The 20,681-nt window shown below is 67.0% G+C and carries 20 protein-coding genes; 10 read left to right on the forward strand and 10 right to left on the reverse strand.

Features of this window, described 5'->3' with window-relative positions:
* The first annotated feature begins 377 nt into the window (after positions 1–377).
* The 4 genes from AMIS_RS42165 to AMIS_RS38975 all read left to right on the forward strand — a co-directional run bounded on the left by AMIS_RS42165 (position 378) and on the right by AMIS_RS38975 (position 4,240).
* Entirely contained in the window at positions 378–1,541 is a 1,164-nt protein-coding gene (locus tag AMIS_RS42165) for a DNA cytosine methyltransferase (protein WP_083888773.1), read from the forward strand.
* A gap of 160 nt (positions 1,542–1,701) precedes the next feature.
* Positions 1,702–2,076 (forward strand): very short patch repair endonuclease, encoded by a 375-nt coding sequence (locus tag AMIS_RS42170; RefSeq protein WP_231859179.1) that lies wholly within the window; start codon positions 1,702–1,704, stop codon positions 2,074–2,076.
* A gap of 256 nt (positions 2,077–2,332) precedes the next feature.
* On the forward strand, positions 2,333–3,118 hold the full coding sequence (locus AMIS_RS42175) for a GIY-YIG nuclease family protein (protein ID WP_083888775.1): 786 nt from the start codon (positions 2,333–2,335) through the stop codon (positions 3,116–3,118).
* 138 nt (positions 3,119–3,256) lie between these two features.
* On the forward strand, positions 3,257–4,240 hold the full coding sequence (locus tag AMIS_RS38975) for an HNH endonuclease (RefSeq protein WP_231859180.1): 984 nt from the start codon (positions 3,257–3,259) through the stop codon (positions 4,238–4,240).
* A gap of 126 nt (positions 4,241–4,366) precedes the next feature.
* Here AMIS_RS38975 and AMIS_RS38980 read toward each other — a convergent pair whose 3' ends face one another.
* The 7 genes from AMIS_RS38980 to AMIS_RS39010 form a co-directional block, all read right to left on the reverse strand.
* Positions 4,367–5,614, reverse strand: a complete 1,248-nt coding sequence (locus tag AMIS_RS38980) for an IS701 family transposase (RefSeq protein ID WP_014443070.1) — start codon at positions 5,612–5,614, stop codon at positions 4,367–4,369.
* Between the two features lie 136 nt (positions 5,615–5,750).
* Positions 5,751–6,974, reverse strand: a complete 1,224-nt coding sequence (locus tag AMIS_RS38985) for an MFS transporter (protein ID WP_014447999.1) — start codon at positions 6,972–6,974, stop codon at positions 5,751–5,753.
* Positions 6,975–7,159: 185 nt separating this feature from the next.
* Complete coding sequence (locus AMIS_RS38990) at positions 7,160–8,254, reverse strand: outer membrane protein assembly factor BamB family protein (protein ID WP_014448000.1); 1,095 nt, start codon at positions 8,252–8,254, stop codon at positions 7,160–7,162.
* Between the two features lie 54 nt (positions 8,255–8,308).
* Entirely contained in the window at positions 8,309–8,959 is a 651-nt protein-coding gene (locus tag AMIS_RS38995) for a DUF305 domain-containing protein (protein ID WP_014448001.1), read from the reverse strand.
* A complete protein-coding gene (locus tag AMIS_RS39000; RefSeq protein WP_014448002.1) occupies positions 8,956–9,789 on the reverse strand; it encodes a lytic polysaccharide monooxygenase in 834 nt (277 codons plus the stop codon). Before AMIS_RS39000 ends, AMIS_RS38995 begins: the two co-directional genes overlap by 4 nt.
* Positions 9,790–9,879: 90 nt before the next feature.
* Entirely contained in the window at positions 9,880–11,199 is a 1,320-nt protein-coding gene (locus AMIS_RS39005; protein ID WP_014448003.1) for a sensor histidine kinase, read from the reverse strand.
* Positions 11,196–11,882 carry a response regulator transcription factor gene (locus AMIS_RS39010; protein WP_014448004.1) on the reverse strand — a complete coding sequence of 229 codons (687 nt, stop codon included), beginning with the start codon at positions 11,880–11,882 and terminating at the stop codon, positions 11,196–11,198. The genes AMIS_RS39005 and AMIS_RS39010 overlap by 4 nt, the downstream gene beginning before the upstream one ends.
* Positions 11,883–11,910: 28 nt before the next feature.
* On the opposite strand from AMIS_RS39010, the gene AMIS_RS39015 reads away from it, so the two are divergent.
* From AMIS_RS39015 to AMIS_RS39035, 5 genes are all read left to right on the forward strand, one after another.
* The gene (locus AMIS_RS39015; protein WP_041830346.1) at positions 11,911–12,537 is read left to right on the forward strand and encodes a hypothetical protein; all 627 of its coding nucleotides are present in this window, start codon (positions 11,911–11,913) and stop codon (positions 12,535–12,537) included.
* 107 nt (positions 12,538–12,644) lie between these two features.
* On the forward strand, positions 12,645–14,585 hold the full coding sequence (locus AMIS_RS39020) for a M4 family metallopeptidase (protein ID WP_014448006.1): 1,941 nt from the start codon (positions 12,645–12,647) through the stop codon (positions 14,583–14,585).
* Positions 14,586–14,710: 125 nt separating this feature from the next.
* A complete protein-coding gene (locus tag AMIS_RS39025) occupies positions 14,711–15,346 on the forward strand; it encodes a biotin transporter BioY (RefSeq protein ID WP_014448007.1) in 636 nt (211 codons plus the stop codon).
* A gap of 106 nt (positions 15,347–15,452) precedes the next feature.
* Entirely contained in the window at positions 15,453–16,553 is a 1,101-nt protein-coding gene (locus AMIS_RS39030; protein ID WP_014448008.1) for a baeRF2 domain-containing protein, read from the forward strand.
* Between the two features lie 68 nt (positions 16,554–16,621).
* The gene (locus AMIS_RS39035) at positions 16,622–17,167 is read left to right on the forward strand and encodes a GNAT family N-acetyltransferase (protein ID WP_231859182.1); all 546 of its coding nucleotides are present in this window, start codon (positions 16,622–16,624) and stop codon (positions 17,165–17,167) included.
* Here the strand turns inward: AMIS_RS39035 and AMIS_RS39040 are convergent.
* Complete coding sequence (locus AMIS_RS39040) at positions 17,164–17,535, reverse strand: hypothetical protein (RefSeq protein ID WP_014448010.1); 372 nt, start codon at positions 17,533–17,535, stop codon at positions 17,164–17,166. The genes AMIS_RS39035 and AMIS_RS39040 overlap by 4 nt on opposite strands.
* Before the next feature lie 204 nt (positions 17,536–17,739).
* Between AMIS_RS39040 and AMIS_RS39045 the strand changes: the two genes are divergently transcribed.
* The gene (locus tag AMIS_RS39045) at positions 17,740–18,090 is read left to right on the forward strand and encodes an ArsR/SmtB family transcription factor (protein ID WP_014448011.1); all 351 of its coding nucleotides are present in this window, start codon (positions 17,740–17,742) and stop codon (positions 18,088–18,090) included.
* On the opposite strand, the gene AMIS_RS39050 is transcribed toward AMIS_RS39045, so the two are convergent.
* Entirely contained in the window at positions 18,062–19,534 is a 1,473-nt protein-coding gene (locus tag AMIS_RS39050) for a calcium-binding protein (RefSeq protein ID WP_014448012.1), read from the reverse strand. The two genes, AMIS_RS39045 and AMIS_RS39050, sit on opposite strands and share 29 nt — an antisense overlap.
* A gap of 89 nt (positions 19,535–19,623) precedes the next feature.
* Positions 19,624–20,496 carry an NAD(P)-dependent oxidoreductase gene (locus tag AMIS_RS39055; protein WP_014448013.1) on the reverse strand — a complete coding sequence of 291 codons (873 nt, stop codon included), beginning with the start codon at positions 20,494–20,496 and terminating at the stop codon, positions 19,624–19,626.
* Positions 20,497–20,681: the final 185 nt, after the last annotated feature.

The raw sequence follows: 20,681 nt of genomic DNA on the forward strand, positions 1-20,681 counted from the left end.
GCCGCGAGATAAGACATCTGGAAACCGGGGTATTCCTTCTCGCGAATCTGAGTCTTTGTTTATGGTGGATGCAGTCACCGCAGATGGCCGGCGGATAGATACTAGGAAGCCCACCTGACAGCAGCCCAGAGGGCACAGGTGATGGCAACTCCTCCCGGCAGGCAACCGGGGACGTTCGCCCGAGGCGCACCCGACCGTATGGATACCATCCGCCTCGGACGGTCACCTGTTCGCACCGTAACGCTTGAGGCGACACTTCGTTACAAGGCGTAGCCGGCTGCCACGAAGGGTAGGCATCACGTGCGGTATATGATTGGATCGGTCACAGACTGGCGTTACGCCTCGTCAGTTCGCCATTGCAGATATAAGCTGCAACGATGATCGGCGATGGAGGGCGCATGGAAACCGAGGCTATCAATGCCGCAGAATTCTTCGCCGGGATTGGCCTTGTACGTACGGCTTTGGAGCCTCTTGGAGTCAAGGTCGTGTGGGCCAACGACATCAAGCAAGCGAAATACGAAGCGTATCGCGCGAACTATCCAGATGCAGAAAAGCATTTCAAGGTTGATGATATCCGCAATGTGGTAGGCGATCAATTGAAGACGTTGTCAAGACTCGAGCTGGCAACGAGCAGCTTCCCCTGCATCGACCTTTCCCTCGCAGGCAACCGGCGTGGATTGGTGGGAGAGCAGTCTGGCATGTTCTGGCAATTCGCGCGCGTTCTTGACGAGATGTCAGAGGAAATCCGTCCTCGCGTAGTGCTGCTCGAAAATGTCCATGGGTTCGCTACCAGCCATGGCGGGCAGGACTTGACAGATGCACTCGCACGATTGTCACAACTAGGGTACTCGCTCGACGTGCTCGCCATCGACGCTAAGCACTTCGTTCCGCAGTCGCGGCCTCGTATGTTCATCGTAGGCGTGCTGCCAGCAGATTTGCCAAATAATGCGCACGTCGGCGTGCCAGTGGTTAGCGACGTTCGGCCGGCCTGGGTCACAGCGATCCACGCCAAGAACCAAGACAAGATCAAGATGCACTACCTCGACCTACCCGACCTGCCGGTAGGGCCGACAGATTTGAGCGGCGTGATCGAGTATGGAGCCCCCGAGAGTCTCTGGTGGGATCAGCAACGCGTCAAGGCGTTTGTGGATTCATTGAGCGACGGCCAAAGGCTCCGTTTCGAAGCGTTACGAACCTCAGATGCCCTCTCCTATCGGACTGCCTACCGGCGCACTCGGCAAGGCGTATCGATGTGGGAGCTTCGACGCGATGCCATCGCCGGCTGCCTACGAACGACCGGAGGAGGATCGAGCAAGCAGGCGCTAGTTGAACTTGGGTTCGGCCGTGAGCCTCGTGTACGATGGATGACCCCTCGCGAGTACGCTAACTTGATGGGTGCAACCGAATATAGACTCATCGCTGGAACGCCAAACCAGCAACTGTTCGGTTTTGGTGATGCCGTTGTCGTGGACGTCGTTCGATGGATTGGCAAGCATTATCTGTTGCCCGTATTGCGACCAGACAATAAGGCTGGAAACTAATTGCCCGGCTTGTGCAGGGAAAACCAACCCCGCGCTATCCACGACAGCACCAATCCCGTGGCAGGGCCCTCAGCAGCATTGCTTCTTCGAGACCCGATAAGGCGTCATGGCTCCAAATAAATTGCCAGCGGTTCCGCCCCCGTCTCGCGCCACGAAGTCAATGAAGGCGAATCGGAGCTCGGGCACTAAGCCCGAGCTTGCCCTACGGCGGGAGCTGTTCCGGCAAGGTCTTCGATATCGCGTGGGCCTACAAATTTCGTTGCGTGATAGAAAAGTACGCCCTGACGTCGTTTTCCCTCGACGCAGGGTTGCAGTATTTTTAGACGGCTGTTTTTGGCATGGCTGTCCCATACATGGGAGAATGCCCGCCGACCCAACCGGATATTGGCACGCCAAGATCGAAGGAAACAGAAATCGCGATGCGGTCGTAGACATTCAGTTGAATGACGCGGGGTGGGCAGTTATACGAGTATGGGAGCATGAGTCGGCAACCGAGGGTGCCGCCCGCATCAAATCCCTAGTCCTTTGCCGTTAAGAGTTAAGAACGCACTTGAACGGCCAGGGATAGCCTTCACCTCGAGGCAAGAAGGGCACCCTTCCTTACGACACTCTTCAAGGATCGTGTGTGGACGGCTGGCTGGACGACAGCCATGGTGGGCCAAGGCTTGCGCATCGTGCAGGTCCTTCCCACGCAGAGAACCTCTCATACAGCCCGCCTTCCATGCTTCGCCATTGCCCCGTATACTGGCCAGCCGATGAAATAGATGACTCGGATTTCAGAGGTGTGTAAAGTGGCCAGCCGCGGCATCGCTTCTTACAATCAGCCGGATCACCAACTGCCATCACGGGCATCGCTGCCGACTGCCTTTGTCCAAGGGTTCCGCCGCCTATTGAAAAGCGCGATGAGCACCGTCGACCCGGCAAGCAACAAGCGGCTGGGGAACTGTATTGGCGTATACGCCTTCTACGACTACGACGGCGAGCCTATTTATGTCGGTCAAACCTGGCTGAAGTTCACCGACCGAATCGGCCGACACCTAACCAGTCAGCGAAGCGATACTCTGGCATATCGGATCCTCGATCCTTTTGAGGTTGCCGCAGTGGAGTTGTGGCCAACAGAGTATCTGCGTGACGATCCAAACAAGCAAGAAAAACTTAACGAAATCGAGTTCTCCGCATACCGTAGAGCGATTGATGACTCGAAGTACAAAGCGATTCTCAATGAGAAGATTCCGCCCCCGTCTGACTTCGTAAGACTGCCACCCTCTTATCGTTTCAACTTGATCCCCGGAGAATTGCGGGAAGAACGCGAACATCCAGACGTACGTATCGCCCGTCGCGCTGAGACCTTGTCCAGAGTGGCGGCCGTTGCCCATGAACGCGGCGAAGTTTCGGCCGGTTTACGCCGCGTCATCGTTATCCAAGCAGTCCGCTTAGCTGACTTGGCCGCGGCCCGCTTGGCGTACGCAGAAGGCCGGCGCAGACCCTCTCCGGGCGCAATCAACGTACAAGAGCTAGTTGGAAACGTTCTCGAAGACTCCGACTCCGACTCGGATGAGGTCAACGACGACTTCTGAGCTCAAAACCCTCCGTCTGCGCAGCAGGACCAACAGGGCGGTCCTCCGGTGACCACAGCGTTGTTGCTGCTGGCTGCTCCGGACTCGACGCTGAGTGGGGATCATCTACGCTGACATCGATCAACTCAGCTCGTTCTGGTGAAGGGCTCGATGCGCACAGCAGCGGACTACCTCGCGATCACCCCCTCTGACGCGCGGGCGCAGTGGCGTTCCATCGCAGATCGTTCGTATCCGGACCCGGGCCGCAGGCAGGTCGTCTTCACCCCGGTGGAGACGTTGCTGTGCCTGGCTGCGAGTTTGATGGTCGATCACAGTCGCTATGGCAGCTCATCGGCGCACCGCGCGGAAGAGCCCGTCCCGACTCTGGCGCGGCTGTTCAAGCGACCCAATACCAGCGTCCTGGCGAAGATGGCGAATCTCGACGGCAGCCGCAGCCACGGCGCTCGCCATGAGACCGAGGTCGCTGCCAGGCTGCTCAGCAGCAGCGGTGACCTGGCTGCCGTCTATCGACTCGTTGTCCGCGCGGCCCGGGATGCCGGGATCAATGACGACGACCTTCCCGACTTCCTGTATCTCGAACACGACGACGCTCCGTTGATTTTTCTGGGCCAGGACGAGTTGGAGTCGGACGACGTCGCGGGGGTAGTGCGAAAGGAGCGCCCCAGCGTTCGAGATCAACTAACTGAGCAGCTTCTGATGGCCTCGGTTCGTATCGGGCAGCACCGGTTCGCGCGCGACGTGCTCCGCAATCACGGACACCGCTGCGTGTTCTGCGGTTTGTCGGTGACCGTCAATGACCGTCAGGCATCTCGGATGCTGGTCGCCTCACACATCAAGCCGTGGCGAGAGTGCGACTCTCGAGAACGCCTTGACGTCACCAACGGATTGACGGCGTGCCCTACACACGATGTGGCGTTCGACACCGGCCTCATCACCGTGAACGGCGGACTCCGCATCCACGTCCGCCCCGAGCTGGAGGACGCAGCCGCGTCCAACCCCGCCGCCTATGCGGCGTTCGGCCGCCCGCCGCTCGCCGAGCGCCTCCTTCTTCCACCACACGCGCTTCCTCCGCAACGTGGCTATCTGGATTGGCATTGGAATCGGATCTATAACCAGAGCTAGTAGTGCTTTGTCATGATCCGCGTCGGCGGGCTCGTTTCCGTTGCGGGAACGGGGTTCGGCAGGTCGGGCATGCGCCGATGAGGTAGACGAGCAGGAGTTGCAGGCGTCGGAGTACGGCGTAGAGGGTCATTCCGGCGCATGGGTTTTTGGGTCGAGGCGTTGCAGGGTGAGGAAGATGTGTGCCGCGGAGACGAGGGTGACGTGGTGGTGCCATCCCTGCCAGGTGCGGCCTTCGTAGTGGTCGAGGCCGAGACCGGTCTTGACTTCGCGGTAGTCGTGTTCGATGCGCCAGCGCAGTTTCGCCCAGCGGATCAGGGTGCGTCTCGCGGTCCGGGCGGGTAGGTCAGAGAGCCAGTACTTGATCGGCTCCGGGTTGCCGGGCGGCCATTCGGCGATGAGCCAGGCCTCAGGTAGGTCCTCGCCGCGGTGCGCGGACAGCAGGGTTCGCCCGGCCGGACGGACCCGGGTGAACACGAAGTGCGAGGACATCAGGAGCGGACGGCCGCCGCGGCTGCGGGAGCCGGGTCGCCAGGTCACTCTCCGGGCTTTGCCGGTGCCGGTGGTGATCAGTTCGGTGAGGGTCGGCGCCGGCTGCTGGTAGCGGGGCGTGGGATAGGAGCCGACGCCGGCGTAGTCCCCGGCCGTGCGGATCGTCGAGGCCGGGTAAGCGGTGAGCCTGCCGCTGACCTGCACCAGGTGGGGCAGCCCGCGTTCGGTCAGGGCGAGGCGGAACTCTGCGGCGTCGCCGTAGCCGCAGTCGGCCACGATCAGCGGCGGGCGATGTCCCCATCGCAGCAGTTCGTCGATCATGTCCAGGGCGAGGCGCCACTTCTCCCGATGGGTCACGTCGTCGCTGATCCCGGCGCGGCGGCGACGGTTGTGGACATCGCTGGTGGCCTTGGGTGAGGCGGGATCCCAGGACTCCGGCAGAAACAGTCGCCAGTCCACGGGGCAGGATGCGGTGTCGGTGACCATGCTGACGCTTACGGCGATCTGGCAGTTGGTGACCTTGCCCGCGGTGCCGGTGTACTGCCGGGCCACACACGGCGAAGCGGTGCCGCATTTGAGCAGGCCGGTGTCGTCGATGGCCCATGCCGTCGGGACGATCGCCTGGTCGGCCAGCGCGGCGATCCGTCGCCGGACCGGCTCGACCTGCCACGGACTGTTGGTCACGAAGTGGTTCAACGCCTGCTCATGCACGCCCTGCAGCCGAGCGGCCATCGGCTGGATCGACTTACGCCGTCCGTCGATCATCAGCCCTTGCAGATACGCGGCCGCACGATCCTGCCAGCCGGCCCTGGTCAGCGAGGCGAACACGTCCGACGCGAACTCGGCCAAGTCGTCACGCAACCGGTCAGCCTCAGCAACGTCCATACCTCAACGACAGCAACCCACCGTCAACAAGTCACCATCAGCCACTCGAAAGTGACAAAGCACTACTAGTTGTACCTGACAAAATGAAGCCGCCCGGTCGCGTCGGCGACCGGGCGGCTTTGTTTCGTCAGTTAGATCAGGCGGGCTGTTCGACCGGGCGGCCCAGCACGAAGTTCCAGTTCAGGGAGCGGCCCTTCACCCGGGCCAGCGCCACCCCGCCCGCTACCGCGGCCGCCGTTGTCACCGCGCCGGCCAGGAGCAGGGCGCCTCGGGCGCCCATCGAGTCGCACATCCAGCCGATTGCCGGGGCGCCGACGATTCCGGAGAGGGACGACACGATGCCGACCGTTGCCAGGACGCGGCCTCGCATGGACTCCGCCGTGTCCAGCTGGATTCGGGTGGAGACGACCGTGTCGAACACCACCGCGCCGGCCGCGATCGGGAGGATCAGGGCGGCGAAGCCGAGGACGTTCGGGGCCAGACCTGACGCGAACTGCAGGACGCTGATCAGGAAGCCGGTGCCGAGCAGCACCCGCAGCGTCGACTTGCCGCTGCCGGCCAGCAGCAGGCCGCCGGCGACCGCGCCGACCGCGAACGCCGTCGACAGCAGGCCGTAGGAGCCGGACGAGCCGCCCAGCGGGCCGGAGACCATCGCGGCCATCGACACCTGGTAATTGCGGCCGAGCGAACCCAGCACAAAGGAGAGAGCCAGGACGATCAGCACGACCGGCTGCCGGAGAACGTAGCGCAGACCGGCGATCACGCCACCGTCCGACGCGGACGCGCGGGCCAGTGAACGCATTTCACCGGTGCGCATCGCCAGCAGAGCGAAGATGACGCCGATGTATGAGACAGCGTTGATGAGGAACAGCGCCGTTGGGCCGGTGATACCGATCAGGACACCACCCAGCGCCATTCCGCCGATGCGGCCGGCGGAGCTGAGAACCGAGCCGAGAGCGAGTGCCGAGGCCAGCGCCTCACGCGGGATCAGGGATGATCCGAATCGGCCGAGGACCGGGCCTTCGAAGGAACCGATCACGCCCGAGGCCAGGGCCACGCCGTAGATCATCCAGTTGCCGGTCGGCAGCATCAGCGCGAGCGCCAGCAGGGCACGAATGGCCTGGCAGGCGATGAGCATCGGGCGCGCCGGGATGCGGTCGGCGAGGGCGCCGCCCCAGCTGCCGAGCAGCAGCACGGGCAGCGACTGGAGCATGACGACGGCGCCCATCTTGGTGGCCGAACCGGTCACCGAGAGGATCACCCAGTTGAGGGCCAGCACCTGCATCCACGTTCCGCCGACCGAGACCAGATCAGCGGCCGCCCACAGACGGTAGTTGCGCTCCTTGAGCGGCGCGAACATCGGAGCCAAGGTGGCGGCACCTCCGAAAAGAAAAGCGACGCCGACTCTCGGCGTCGCATGTCTCTTCGGTCCGGGCTCGCGTTCCGCTTCGCCCCTCAGACCCGGTGCTACACAACGGCAACCGGCGTGGTTGCGCTCCTTTTCCGGTACGGGTGACAGCTACCCGAAAGCAACTGATCCCGTTCTCAATGAGGCCGGTAAGCAGTGAGCTTCCCGCCGTCGACCTGATAGACAGCGCCTCCGGCGACGATGAGGTGGCCTTTGAAAACGGGTCCGGCCACCGTCCCCCGGGAGGCTTTGAGCACCGGGCCGCCCGCGTACACCAGTCCTCCGGCCCGGACCGGCTGTCCTGCCTCAACCCCGAGTGGGGTGGCCCAGAGCACTCGCCCGTTCCGGGAGTCGAGGGCTTCGACCTGGCGCTTGGCCGACCGGTAGACCCGGCGCCCGTCGGTGGCGACCAGCGTGCTCGCCTTGCCGGCCGAGGTCCAGGCCACGGCGCCGTCCGTCCCGTCGATGGCGAGCAGGTTCCGCCGCCGGTCCGTCACGTAGAAACGGTTCCCGGACGCGGCCTGCGCCGCCCAGTTCTCCAGGCGGCTCCATCGCAGGTCACCGCGGGTGACGCCGATCGCGGACGTCCCGCCGTCGGGTTGGCCGTACCCGTCGGTCTTGCGCATCAGGATCGTGCCGTTCAGCGAGACGCCGGTGCTGGACCAGCCGGGTTTGCGCCAGAGTTCCTTGCCGTCCGCGGCCCGGCGGCCGATCACCACCTCCTCGTCGGACTGCGACCACCCGGAGGTCACGATGACCCCTTGGTCGACGACGACGGAGTGGATCGGGGTGTCGGTCTCCAGCCGCCAGCGGGTCTTGCCGGTGGCCAGGTCGATCGCGGTGAGCTGCCCGTCGGGGTCGCTCATCGAGTTGCAGTCGCCGTTGGCGGCGATCAGCGACTGGTCGTTGACGGCGAGGACGGGTGTCCCGTTGTCGTCCGGGAAGTCCCAGTCGAAGCGCCAGGCCGGGCGGCCGTTCGCGGAGTCGTAGGAGGAGATGCCGCGTTTGTCGGTGACGATGACGCGACCTCCGGTGAGCAGCGGCGCGGAGAAGCCCGAGCAGCTCTCCTCGATGTCGCGCAACGGCACCGACCACTTCGCGGCGAGGTTCCGCACGCTGCCCTCATTGATCACCGACTCGGACGGGTTGTAGTAGCTGTCCGCGGCGTCGTAGCCGGGGTGGTTCCAGGGTGTCGCGGCGAGACTCAGCGCCAGAATCCAGGATGTAAGCACCCGAATAACATAAAAAGGGCGACCCTGATGGGCCGCCCTTTTCCCCGAAAGCCGTCAGCCGTTGAGCAGCTTCAGCATCTGCTGCACCTGGTCGGCGCGGGATTCCTTGACCCGCTCGGCGTACGCCCGGGCCTGCTCGTTGGTGCCCTTGTCGAGTTCGAGCGCGGCGAACTCGACCGCGTTGTGCTGGTGCGCCAGGAAGAGGTTGAGGAACGCGGTCTCGAAGTCCACCTTCTTCACCTTCTTCAACGCGGCGATCTCGTCGTCACCGGTGCTGGGCAGGCCGCCGTGGTCGGCGTGCAGGCTCTCCCGCTTGTCGAGCCTGGCCGGCTTGTCCCACTCGGTGAGCCAGTTCTTCATCATGGTGATCTCGTCGGCCTGCGTGAGGTCGACGGCCTTGGCCATGTCGATGACGTCCTGGCGCTGCGCCCGGTCGACCGCGATCTGCACCATCTCCTGGCCCTGCTCCTGGTTGTCCAGGAGCATCTGCAGGAACATCACGTCGGTGTCGTTGAAGGTCGACCCGGCGGTGATCTCGGCGACCGACGTGACATTCTGCGTCTCGCCGCCGGCCGAAGCCGTCGAGGCGGTGGACGCGGTCGAGGCGGTGGACGCGGTCGAGGCGGTGGACGTCGACGCGTCCGTGCCGCATGCGCCGAGCAGGAACGGCGCGGTCAGGGCGAGCGCTACGAACCGGCGCTTCACAGCGGCAGCCAGAGGGCGAGCGTGAAGATCGAGGGCTCCCAGCTGCGGATCGACGTGTGGGCCTGGCGGGTCTTGTACGACACGCCCTGGTATGTGACCACGTCACCGACCTTGTAGGACACTCCCGGCGCCCACTCGGTCCCGTTCGCCGGAGCCGTCGTGGTGCTCGTCGGGGCCGCCGTCGCGGTGCTGGTCGGGGCCTTCGTCGGCGCGGTGGTGCCGGGGGCGGTGGTCGGCGCGCTGGTCGTCGGGGCCGTGGTCGGCGCCTTCGTCGGCGCGGTGGTCGGCGTAGTGGTGGGCGTCGTCGAGGATCCGCCGCCACCGATGTTCAAGTCCACGCAGCTGTAGAAGGCGGCTGCCGTATCCCCGATGTTCCACACCGCGAGAACGGTCTTCCGGCCGGAGAACCCGCTCAGGTCGACCTTGTGCGAGACCGTCGCGTTGGGGATCGCGTTCTTGTCGTCGAACGTGGCGACCTTCGTACCGTCGATGGAATACACCCAGGTAGCGGTCCGGTGCCGCGCGGTCAGGACCCAGTTGAACGTCACCGAGTTGCCGACGCTGGTGGCCGGCCAGTTCCTGGATTCGTCGTTGAGCACCGAGAAGTTGGCGTTTCCACCGTTGCATTGCGAAGACCCCTTCGGAGCCTCGACACTCTGCGGCTCGAACTGAATCGCGCCGCAGTCCGAGACGGTGCCGGCGGCGCAGAGGGCCTGGCGGCTCGGGGGCGAGGAGACGTATCCGTGCGCCAGGGCGGGTGACGCGACCACCGCGGTCGAAGCAGCGACCATCCCGAGGGTAGCCAGCGGGTAGGCGATCTTCCTGCGCATGTCAGCTCTCCGAACATGTCGTCCTGGCAGTTACCGGCCAGAACGTTATGGAGAACTGCCATAACGGATCCTTAAAGCGACCGAAAACCCTTATGAAACCGCGCGACGCCGGCCGCGGGGCGCAGCTTCGGGCTCGTCAGCGGCGCTGTGCAGGAGGAATCCGACGCGGGCGCCACCGAGCGGACTACGGTCGATGACCAATTGCCCACGGACAGTTTCGGCGGCCCTGCGCACGATGTCCAGGCCCAATCCGGTCGACCCGGCGCCGCTGAATCCGCGCTTCACCGCGCTCTGCGGGTCCGGGATGCCCGGCCCGGCGTCGTCGACGAGCAGGCCGCTGCCGGAGACGATAACCCGGAAGGCGACACCGTCCGGGGTGTGCGAGAAGACGTTGCCGAGCATCGCGTCGACCACCAGGATCACGTCGCTGCGGGACATCGGCACCATCACCGGCTCGTGGCCGCCGACCACCTCCCACGGCCGTTCCTGGTCCTCGGCGAGCACCGACCAGAACGCGAGCCGGTCGGCGAGCATCTCGACCAGGTCGCACGACTCGGAGCCGCGGGCCTCGACACTGCCCAGCCGGGCCCCCGTGATGATTGCTTCGAGCTCCTCGTCCAGCAGGTCACAGGCCTGCCGCATGCGTTCCGCGATCGGCCCGGGCGGCATCGCCTCCACGTCGAGGCGCAAGCCTGTCAACGGCGTACGCAATCGGTGGGAAAGGTCCGCGGCGAGCTCGCGCTCGCGGTCCAGGAGCCGGCGCAGGTCGTCCGCCATCGCGTTGAAGTCCCGGGCCGCGTCGCGCAGCTCGCGCGGGCCGGTCGGGGTGATCCGCTCGTTCAGCTCGCCGCCGCCGAGCCGCCGGGTGGCCGCCGCGAGCTGACGGGTCGACTTCACCAGCTGGCTGCCGAGCCGGTCGGCGAGCAGCACCGACGCGCCGACCAGCACGATCGCGAGTCCGCCGAGGGCGAGCCAGGCCGTCCCGACTCCGCGCCGGGTGTCCCCCTTCGGCACGAAGACCTCGACCACCACGGTACGGCCGTCGGTCAGCACCGTGGGCTGCAGGTATGCGATCCCGCCCGGCGCCTCGGCGGTCGCGGACCGGCGTTCCTGCGCGGCCCGGATCACCGTGGCCTCGTTGAGGTGCGAGATTCCGATCGGCGGCTGGGCCGGCAGGTGGATGGCGAGCCGCCCGTCGCTTCCGGCAGCGGTGCTGGCCACCGCGTTGGTGAGCTCGGTGAGGTCGCTGTTCACGCCGAGCACCGTCACCATCGAGGTGGCCTGCTGACGTGCTTCGGAGATCGCCCGGTCGTACGCGATCTGCCGGGTCGCGACGGCGAGCGGCACCAGGAAGGCGAGCGCCACCATCGAGGTGATCGCCAGCGCCAGCCGGTTCAGCGCCCATCTCATTGGGGATCGACCATCATGACGCCGACTCCTCGGACGGTGTGCAGGAAACGCGGCTTCGCGGCGGTCTCGCCGAGCTTGCGGCGCAGCCACGAGATGTGGACGTCGATGGTCTGTTCCTCGCCGATCCGGGCCTGCTGCCAGACCTGGTTCATCAGCTCGCGGCGGCTGATCACCTGGCCCACCCGCTCGGCCAGGTACGCGAGGACGTCGAACTCCCGCCGGGTCAGCTGCAACGGCTCACCCCGCAGCTCGACCCGCCGCTGCCTCGGCTTGATCACCAGCTCGCCGACCGTGATGGTGTTCGGCTGCTGCTGCTCGATGGTGCGCGCGCGGCGCAGCACCGCCGAGATCCGGGCCAGGATGTGCCCGCCGGAGAACGGCTTCGTCACGTAGTCGTCGGCGCCGGCCGACAGCAGTGCGATGATGTCCGCCTCCGAGCGCCGTGCGGTCGCGACGATCACCGGGACGTCGGAGACGGTACGCATCATCCGCAGCGCGTCGGTGCCGTCGATGTCGGGCAGCCCGAGATCGAGAATGACCAGGTCGGGACGCTCCTGGGTCACGATCCGCAACGCCTGGGCAGCCTGACCGACCGGGCGCACGACGTGCCCGGCATCGGTCAGCGCACGGGTCAGCGCGGCCGTGATGATGCGGTCGTCCTCGACCAACAGGATCATCGCCATGGCGGACAGGATAGGGGCAGGTGAGAGAATGCCACCCGTGCGATCTTCCAGGTGGATGCCGATAGCGGGGTGGTGTCTCGCCACCGCGGCCAGCATCGCGCTCTCGTCGTTCGCGCTGTCGCCCGTGCTCAACGCGGCGAAGACCGATGTGGGAGCGCTACCGGATCTGGGCCGGGTGCCGGCCGCCGAAGTCGCGGTCACGACCACCACCGCCGAGACGCCGTCACCGGCCGCGACGCCGTCGGAGCAGGACGAGCCGGAGACGCCCAAGCCGAGTCGGTCGTCGCGCAAGCCCACGTCGAAACCGGCGACGACCGAGCCGACGGCGCCGGCGACCACCGGCACCACGACGCGACCGACGACCAAGCCGGCGACCACGACCGAGGACGGCTGGACGGTCACCACCGGCGAGGACGGCCTCAAGACGTACGTGAAGACGTTCACCACCGACGGCGGCCGGGCGGTCATCAAGATGATCAGTAACGGCACGGTCTTCCTGGTCACGGCCACGCCCGCGGACGGATACACGGTCCAGAAGAACGGCTCGGACACGAACCTCGCGGTCTATTTCAACCAGCCCGGCCGCAGCTTCATCGTGCACGCCCAGTGGTTCAACGGCGCCCCGTTCGTCGAGGTCAGTGAAGTCGGCGGCTGAACGGCAAGGGTTTTCCCTGATTCGGTGAAGTTCATCGATGCTTAGCGTCTGCGTCAACAAATCCCGTGCCTGCCCGGACACCCCCTGGGCGGGAAGGAGCGCGCAGCGTGAAACCCCGAACCCCTGTCGTCGTCGCCGTGACCGCCGCGACCGCGGCAGCCTCGGCGATGGTGTGGATCAGCGCACCGGCGACCGCCCAGCCGATGACCCCGCCCGCCGAAGCCGCAGCCGAGTCCGCCTCCGCCCTGGTCGCCGCCGAACCCGCGAGCCTGCAGACCAGCGACGGTGAGGCCTACGTCCAGCGCCCGGTGATCTCCACCGAGAAGTTGCAGTACGTGCCGTACGACCGGACCTACAAGGGCCTGCCGGTGATCGGCGGTGACTTCGTGGTCGTCACCGACCACGCCGGCAACACCAAGTTCACCTCGGTGGCGCAGAGCAGCCCGATCGGCGAGCTCGCGGTCACCCCGAAACTCACCGGCCCCGCCTCGGTCGAGATCGCGAAGGGCGAGCTGAAGACGGTCAAGAACGTCGAGGGCACCAAGCTCGTCGTCGTGACCACGACCGGCGACCCCACGCTGGCCTGGGAATCCACCATCAACGGCACGAGCGCCGAGGGCATCAGCCGGCTCACCGTCGACGTCGACGCGGCCACCGGTGAGGTGATCCGCACCTACGAGCACGTGACCGACGTGGCGGGCACCGGAACCGGCTGGATCACCGGCTCGGTCACCCTGGACACCACCCTCTCGGGCAGCACCTACAGCATGAAGGACCCGAGCATCACGTCGCTGAGCTGCCAGGATGCCTCGAACAACACGACGTTCAGCGGCAGCGACAACGTGTGGGGCAACGGCACCGGCACGAACAAGGAGACCGGCTGCGTCGACGCGTTCTACGCGGCGCAGAAGGAGAAGGCGATGCTCGCCAGCTGGCTGGGCCGCACCGGCTTCACCAGCGGTGGCGGCGCCTGGCCGATCCGGGTCGGCCTGAACCAGCAGAACGCGTACTACGACGGCACCCAGGTCCAGATCGGCAAGAACACCGCCGGTCAGTGGATCTCGTCGCTCGACGTGGTGGGTCACGAGATCGGTCACGGCATCGACGACAACACCCCCGGCGGCATCTCCAAGAGCGGCACCCAGGAGTTCGTCGGCGACGTCTTCGGCGCGGCCACCGAGGCCTTCGCGAACAACGCGAACGACCCGCGGGACTACCAGGTCGGCGAAGAGGTCAACCTGGTCGGCAGCGGCCCGATCCGGTACATGTACAACCCGTCGCTCGCCGGCGACGACAACTGCTACTCCAGCAGCACCCCGACCCAGGAGGTGCACGCCGCGGCCGGCCCCGGCAACCACTGGTTCTACCTGCTCGCCGAGGGCACCAACCCGACCAACGGCCAGCCGGCCAGCACCCGGTGCTCCGGTTCCGGCGCGATCACCGGTGTCGGCATCCAGACCGCCACGAAGATCATGTACAACGCGATGCTGATGAAGACCAGCAGCTCGTCGTACCTGAAGTACCGCACCTGGACGCTGACCGCGGCCAAGGCCCTGGACAGCACCTGCGGGCTCTTCAACACCACCAAGGCCGCCTGGGACGCGGTGAGCGTGCCGGCCCAGTCCGCCGACCCGACCTGCTCCACCACGACGACTTCGCCCACCGCGTCGCCGTCGACCACCACCAGCAACCCGCCGACCGGCTGCACCGGCACGAACGCCACCGACGTGTCCATCCCGGACGCCGGCGCCGCGGTCTACAGCGACATCGCGATCAGCGGGTGCGCCCGCAACGCGTCGTCGAGCAGCAAGGTGGCCGTCAACATCGTCCACACGTTCCGGGGTGACCTGCGGGTCGACCTGGTCGCGCCGGACGGCACGACGTACAACCTGAAGGCCACGTCGACGTCGGACAGCGCGGACAACGTCAACACGACCTACACCGCCAACCTCTCCGCCGAGGCGGCGAATGGCACGTGGCGGCTCAAGGCCCAGGATTCGTACTCCCGGGACACGGGGTACATCAACACCTGGACCCTGACAGTCTGACGACAAGCGGGCCGCTGGGGGAGTTTTCGGACACCTCAGCGGCCCACTCGATCACCACAACATCACATTCGGCCGGGGGCCCTGCCGTTTTCGGCGGCGACCGGCTTATGGTGCGAGCAAGATTCATGTCCGCTGAGGAGGATCGCTCCGTGACGTACGGCGTAGTGGTACCAGGACGGCCCACAGGTGTGCTGGCCGACGTCTGGGGTCGCTCGGTGGTCCGCGACGTGATCCTCGTGGCCGGCGCCGCGAGCGCCGTCGGTCTCGCCGCGCAGATCTCGATCCCGGTTCCCGGCTCGCCGGTCCCGATCACCGGGCAGACGTTCGCAGTGGTCCTCGCGGGCGCGACGCTCGGCGCCTCCCGTGGCGCCGTCGCGATGCTCGTCTACGCGATCGCCGGCGCGCTCGGCGTGCCGTGGTTCGCCGGTGGCACCGCCGACTGGCCCGCCGCGACCGGCGGGTACCTGGTCGGCTTCATCCTCGCGGCGGCCCTGGCCGGGCAACTCGCCGCCCTGGGCGCGGACCGCAAACCGGTGCACACGGCCGGCCTGATGGCGGCCGCGAACGCGCTGATCTACCTGTTCGGGGTGCCCTGGCTCGCGTTCGCGACGGGAATGGATCTGGCCGCGGCGGCGAGTGCGGGGCTCATCCCGTACCTGATCGGGGATGTGCTGAAGACCGGCCTGGCCGCAGCGTTGCTCCCGGGCGCCTGGAATCTGGTCGGCAGGCGCGCCAGCGCCGCACCCGACCGGCGCCTCTGATCTCGCTGATCGAGACGTTTTTCCTGCTCATAGCGGGTCATATGGTTTCCACGCAAGGATTCGGGTACGCAGCGCCGCGCTAGCCGATCCCGAGAAGCGAGGAACCATGCGACTCTCCATGCTGCGCACGCTCTACGACCATCCCGGCCCGTGGGCGTCGGCCTACCTCGACGCGTCGCACGACACCGAGGACGCGGCGAAGATCATCGAGCTGCGGTGGCGCGCGGCCCGCGAATCCCTGACCGAGCAGGGCTGCGACCCGGCGACCCTGGCCGCGCTCGAGGCGGCCGCCCTGGAACATCCGGCCCGGCCCGGACGGCACGGGCTCGCCCTTTTCGCGACCGCCGGAGAGGTGCCGCTGCGCCGGGCGCTCGCCGCTCCGCCCCGCACCGAGATCGCCACCTTCGGCCCGTTGCCGCACGTCATGCCGATGCTCGCCCAGCTCGGCGACGAGATCCCCTATTTGCGGGTGGTGGTCGACCACACCGGCGGTGCCATCGACGCGGCCGGCGCCGGTGACCTGGTGCAGCACCGCGAGGTGGAGGGCACCGAGGACTACCCTGTGCACAAGGTCGGCGTCGGTGGGTGGAACGCGCTGAAGGCCGAGCACAACTACGACCTGACCTGGCGGCGCAATGCCGGTGACGTGGCGGAGGCGGTCACCGACCTGGCTGACCGGACCGGGCCGGAGATCATCGTGGTGGCCGGCGACCCGAAGTCCCGCCCGATGCTCGTCTCCCAGCTGCCGGAACGCTGGCGCAGCCGGGTGGTCGAGACGGACGCCGGATCCCGGGGCGCCGGGGCCGACCCCGCCGCGCTGGAGGACGTGACGATCCAGGCGATCGCCGAGCGGGCCGTCGAGCACCAGCGGGACGTCCTCGACCGGTTCCGCACCCAGCTCGGGCGGGACGGCGCGGCCGGCAACGGGCTGCACGCCGTGGTCACCGCGCTGCAACGCGGCCAGGTCGACACCGTCCTCATGATCGACGACCCGTCGTCGACCGAGGAGCTGTGGATCGGCGCGGAGCCCACAGAGATCGCCGACGACCCGTCGCTGCTGGTGAATCCACGGAAGGTCCGTGCCGACGCCGCGATGATCAGGGCCCTGGCCGGCACCGACGGCGGGATCGTCCTGGTCGACCCGGACGAGCCCGGTCTCTCCGGTGGGGTGGCCGCGCTGCTGCGGTACGCGGACGCCCACCGCTGAGTTGTACACAGGTTGTGCACACAGCCTGTGGATAACTCGAACTGATGTACGAATGGCACCATCGTCTGGTGCCCGAATATCCGATCAGGACCGAACGCCTTCTCCTGCGCCCGCTGACCGTCGCGGACACCGACGGGCTGCTGGCCTACCGGTCGCGGCCGGAGATCTACCCGTACGTCCCGGGTGAGCCGTGGGACGCCGCGAAGGTCGCCGACCGGCTCGCCACCATCTTCAGCAATACCGATCTCACCGATGAGGGCCAGGCCCTCGGCCTCGGCGTCGAGTCGCGCGAGACCGGGGACCTGGTCGGTGACGTGGTGCTCTTCCACCGCAGCCGGGAGCACCTGACCGGCGAACTGGGGTATGTCTTCAACCCGGACTTCGGCGGCCGCGGTTACGCCACCGAGGCGGCCCACGCCATGCTCGGGCTCGGCTTCCGGGAGTTCGGCCTGCACCGGATCATGGCCCGGATCGACGAGCGGAACACCGCCTCGGCGAACGTCGCCCGCCGGCTCGGCATGCGCCGCGAGGCCCGGCTGGTGGAGAACGAGTTCTTCAAGGGCGAATGGACCAACGAGCTGCAGTTCGCCATGCTCGCCCGCGAGTGGTCCTAAATATCCAGGTTTCCTTCGATCCGCTTGAGCTGGTGCCGGGCCAGCGCCAGGTTGGCCCGGTCCTTGTTCAGCGCCAGATAGAGGAACAGCCCCTGGCCTGAGCGCCCGGTCAGGGGCCGGATCAGGTGGTACTGCGAGTCGAGCGTGACCAGGATGTCCTCGATCTTCTCGCGGAGGCCGAGCATCTCCATGGTGCGCAGCTTCGCGCGGATCACCTCGGTGTTCGCGGCCGACGCCACGCTCAGGTCGAAGTCCTTGTCCCCTCCGGCGATGCCCAGCGCCATCCCGCTGCCACGGTCGACGAGTGCGGCTCCGATGGCGCCGTCGACCTGCATCGCGTCCTTGAGTGCTACGTCCATATCCGGCATTTCGGAATCCTCCCCGGGTCCTGCCGAGAGTGTCTGACCGAGAGAGTGCGGGACGCCGGACGGATTCGATCGCACACGATGTCCGCTTCGGACCACACGGCCCGTGACAGCGTGAAAGTACGACCGCAGGACTTGAAGATTTGTGCAACTCCGAAACTTCGAAACAGCCGTAACCGGCAACACCGACCCGAAGTTGGGCCTTACGTGTCAGTCCCGCTGTACCAGGCGAAGGCCGAGATGTTCCGCACCCTCGGCCACCCGGTCCGGATCCGGGTGCTCGAGCTGCTGCAGGACGGCCCGAAACCGGTCCGCGACCTGCTCGCCGAGATCGACGTCGAGGCGTCGAACCTGTCGCAGCAGCTCGCCGTCCTGCGCCGGGCCGGCATCGTGACGTCGTTCCGGGACGGCGCGCTGGTGATGTACGCGCTCAGCACCCCGGACGTCGCCGACCTGCTCGCGGCAGGCCGGCGCATCCTCGGTGCGGTGCTCACCGACCGCGACGGGCTCCTGGTGGAGCTCCGCGCTACTAGTTCTCCACCCGCTCGCAGCCGGTGACGGTGTCCTCGCCCGCGGCCAGCAGGCACCTGTCGTTGTTGACGCCGCCGTCGAGCTTGTCGCGGGAGCCGTCGCCCGGCTCGAACACGTAGTCGTCACCCGCCTCGCCGTAGATCGCGTCAGCGCCGTTGCCGCCGTGCACCTCGTCGTTGCCGCCGCCACCGCGGATGACGTCGTTGCCGTCCCGGCCGATGATCTCGTTGGCGTACGCGTTACCGGTCAGGGTGTCGTTCCCGTCGGAGCCGCTGACCATCTCCACGTCGATGCCGACGGTGTCCTTCTCGCCGGGCTTGCCGTCGTCACCCTTGGCGCCGTCCAGGTCGACCACCACACCGGCGGCCCGGGAGTCGTAGCCGACCCAGTCCCATCCCGGCCCGCCGAGCATCGTGTCCGCGTCGAACCGGGTCCCGAGCGCGTCGTCACCTGTCAGCTCGTCGTTCCCGGCGCCGCCGTCGAGGTGGTCCCGCCCGTCCTCGCCGTACAGGTCGTCGTCGCCGCCTCCGCCGCGGATCGTGTCGTTGCCCGGGCCGCCGAACAGCTGGTTCGCACGGGCGTTCCCGGTGATCACGTCGTTGCCGGCGCCGCCGCGGATGTCCTCGACGTCGGTGGCGATGGTGTCCCGCTCGCCCTTCGCGCCGTCGTCACCCTTCACACCGTCCGCGTCCGCCGAGATCGCACGCTGGGCGGACGAGTAGGAGATCGAGTCCGAGTCGCTGCCGCCGGAGTAGTAGTCGGGGCTCTTGTGGTCCCACTCGTACGCCATCAGGTTGTCGTAGCCCGCCCCGCCGTAGAGCCGGTCGGTTCCGACGTCGCCGTAGAGATCGTCCCCGCCGGGGCCCCCGTAGACGACGTCGTTGCCGAGTTCGCCGTTCAGGCCGTCCTGACCGGCCTGGCCGTCGATCGCGTCGTTGCCGCCCTGCCCGTTGATCACGTCGTTGCCGACGCCGCCCCAGATCCGGTCGTTGCCCTCGGCACCCATCAGGTAGTCGTCGCCGGCGCCGCCCCGGATCTTGTCGGCGCCGCTGCGGCCGTACAGCCCGTCGTTGAGCGGACCGCCGGTGATGCTGTCCGCGCCGGTGCCACCGTCGACGTCGATCCGCACCCGGGCCTTGTTGACGAGCGAGTCGTTGCGGTCGGACAGGAAGGCGTAAATCTTGTAGGGCGCCTTCGAGGTCGTACACCTGACCTTGGTGCTGTCGCCCTTGACCTTCTTGCAGCCCTTGCCGGCCTTGATCGCGACCCGGTCGTCGATCGTGACCGTGCGCCCGGACAGGGTGATCACGACCTTGTTCTGCTTCTTCTTGGCGGCCTTGAAGGTGATCTTCGTGCCGGAGACGGAGGCCACGCCGGTGGAGGCGGCCTCGGCCGGCGTCGCGAGGGCGCCGGCGGAAACGGTGGTGAGAAGGGTCAGACCGACCCGGGACATCCAAACGGAGCGAGACATCGTGGATCCTCCCCAAGGACCCGGCGGCTCTCATAGGCCGCGCGCGGTGCCAAGATCATAGAGAGGGAAGGCGATGTCTCGCTGCCCCGTCAGCTGCCGAAACTCGCGTAGTACGAAGCTGCCATGTCCTCGTCGCCGTGACCCTGCTCGGCCGCACGGCGGAATCGTTCGGCACCGGCGGCCGCCACGTCCATGCGTACCCCATGGGCCTGGCCCGCATCGACGATCAGCCGGGCGTCCTTCTCGGCCGTGACCACCGCGAAGCTGGCCGGCGAAAGCCGGTCCGCAAGGATCGCGTCCCCCTTCGCGCGCAGGTAACCCATGTCCAGCGGACCGCCGCTGATCAGGCCGAAGAAGTCCTCCGGGTCGACGCCGAGGCCCTTCGCGAGAGCCAGCGACTCGGCCACACCGTGCGTCGCCGCCAGCACCCAGCTGTTGGCCACCAGCTTCAGCCGCGTCGACGAGCCGGCCGCACCGTCCGCTCCGGTCCACACCGTGCGCGCGCCGACCGCCTCGAACACCGGCTCCACCACACTCCGCTGATCAACCGGCCCGGCCGCCAGCACGGTCAGCTGCCCCGCCTCGGCCGGCTGCCGCGTGCCGAGCACCGGCGCATCGAAGAACACCAGCCCCTGATGTTCCGCGAACCGCGCCAGCTCACCCACCGACTCCAGGCTCACCGTCGTCGACTGCACCCACGCCGCCCCCGCCTGCAGCCCCGGCGCCGCCTGCCGCATCACCTCGGACACCGCGTCACCGTCATAAAGCATGGTCAGCACGACGTCCGCCCCGTCGACCGCGTCCGCCGGCATCGCCGCGACATCCGCGCCATCGATCTCCAGCGGCGCGGCCTTCTCCCGGCTCCGATTCCAGACCTGCACGACATGCCCCGCTTTGAGCAGGTTGCGGGCCATCGCGGCCCCCATGATCCCGGTGCCCAGAACACCCACGGTCAAAGTCATAAACCCTCTCTATCGGTACGGGGTGACGATGCGTACCGAAGAGTGGCGCGACTGACGTCCGTTCCCCCGGCGCATCCCGCCGCCCGGCACCGGCGTGCCGCCCGGCTTTCTGAGCCGCCCGGCTTCCTGAGCCGGCTGCTTTTCTGAGCCGGCTGCGGCCTGCGCGCTGTGGCGGAGATCCTCGC

The organism is Actinoplanes missouriensis 431 (assembly GCF_000284295.1).
GTDB classification, from domain to species: domain Bacteria; phylum Actinomycetota; class Actinomycetes; order Mycobacteriales; family Micromonosporaceae; genus Actinoplanes; species Actinoplanes missouriensis.

Bases quoted from the DNA above. Each gene is read 5' to 3' on its own strand.
- AMIS_RS39000 (WP_014448002.1), bottom strand. From the start codon at position 9,789: ATGCGCAGGAAGATCGCCTACCCGCTGGCTACCCTCGGGATGGTCGCT.
- AMIS_RS39030 (WP_014448008.1), top strand. From the start codon at position 15,453: ATGCGACTCTCCATGCTGCGCACGCTCTACGACCATCCCGGCCCGTGG.
- AMIS_RS39055 (WP_014448013.1), bottom strand. From the start codon at position 20,496: ATGACTTTGACCGTGGGTGTTCTGGGCACCGGGATCATGGGGGCCGCG.
- AMIS_RS38985 (WP_014447999.1), bottom strand. From the start codon at position 6,974: ATGTTCGCGCCGCTCAAGGAGCGCAACTACCGTCTGTGGGCGGCCGCT.
- AMIS_RS39025 (WP_014448007.1), top strand. From the start codon at position 14,711: ATGTCCGCTGAGGAGGATCGCTCCGTGACGTACGGCGTAGTGGTACCA.
- AMIS_RS39040 (WP_014448010.1), bottom strand. From the start codon at position 17,535: ATGCCGGATATGGACGTAGCACTCAAGGACGCGATGCAGGTCGACGGC.
- AMIS_RS38980 (WP_014443070.1), bottom strand. From the start codon at position 5,614: ATGGACGTTGCTGAGGCTGACCGGTTGCGTGACGACTTGGCCGAGTTC.
- AMIS_RS42170 (WP_231859179.1), top strand. From the start codon at position 1,702: ATGAAGGCGAATCGGAGCTCGGGCACTAAGCCCGAGCTTGCCCTACGG.
- AMIS_RS39010 (WP_014448004.1), bottom strand. From the start codon at position 11,882: ATGGCGATGATCCTGTTGGTCGAGGACGACCGCATCATCACGGCCGCG.
- AMIS_RS39050 (WP_014448012.1), bottom strand. From the start codon at position 19,534: ATGTCTCGCTCCGTTTGGATGTCCCGGGTCGGTCTGACCCTTCTCACC.
- AMIS_RS39005 (WP_014448003.1), bottom strand. From the start codon at position 11,199: ATGAGATGGGCGCTGAACCGGCTGGCGCTGGCGATCACCTCGATGGTG.
- AMIS_RS42165 (WP_083888773.1), top strand. From the start codon at position 378: ATGATCGGCGATGGAGGGCGCATGGAAACCGAGGCTATCAATGCCGCA.
- AMIS_RS39015 (WP_041830346.1), top strand. From the start codon at position 11,911: ATGCCACCCGTGCGATCTTCCAGGTGGATGCCGATAGCGGGGTGGTGT.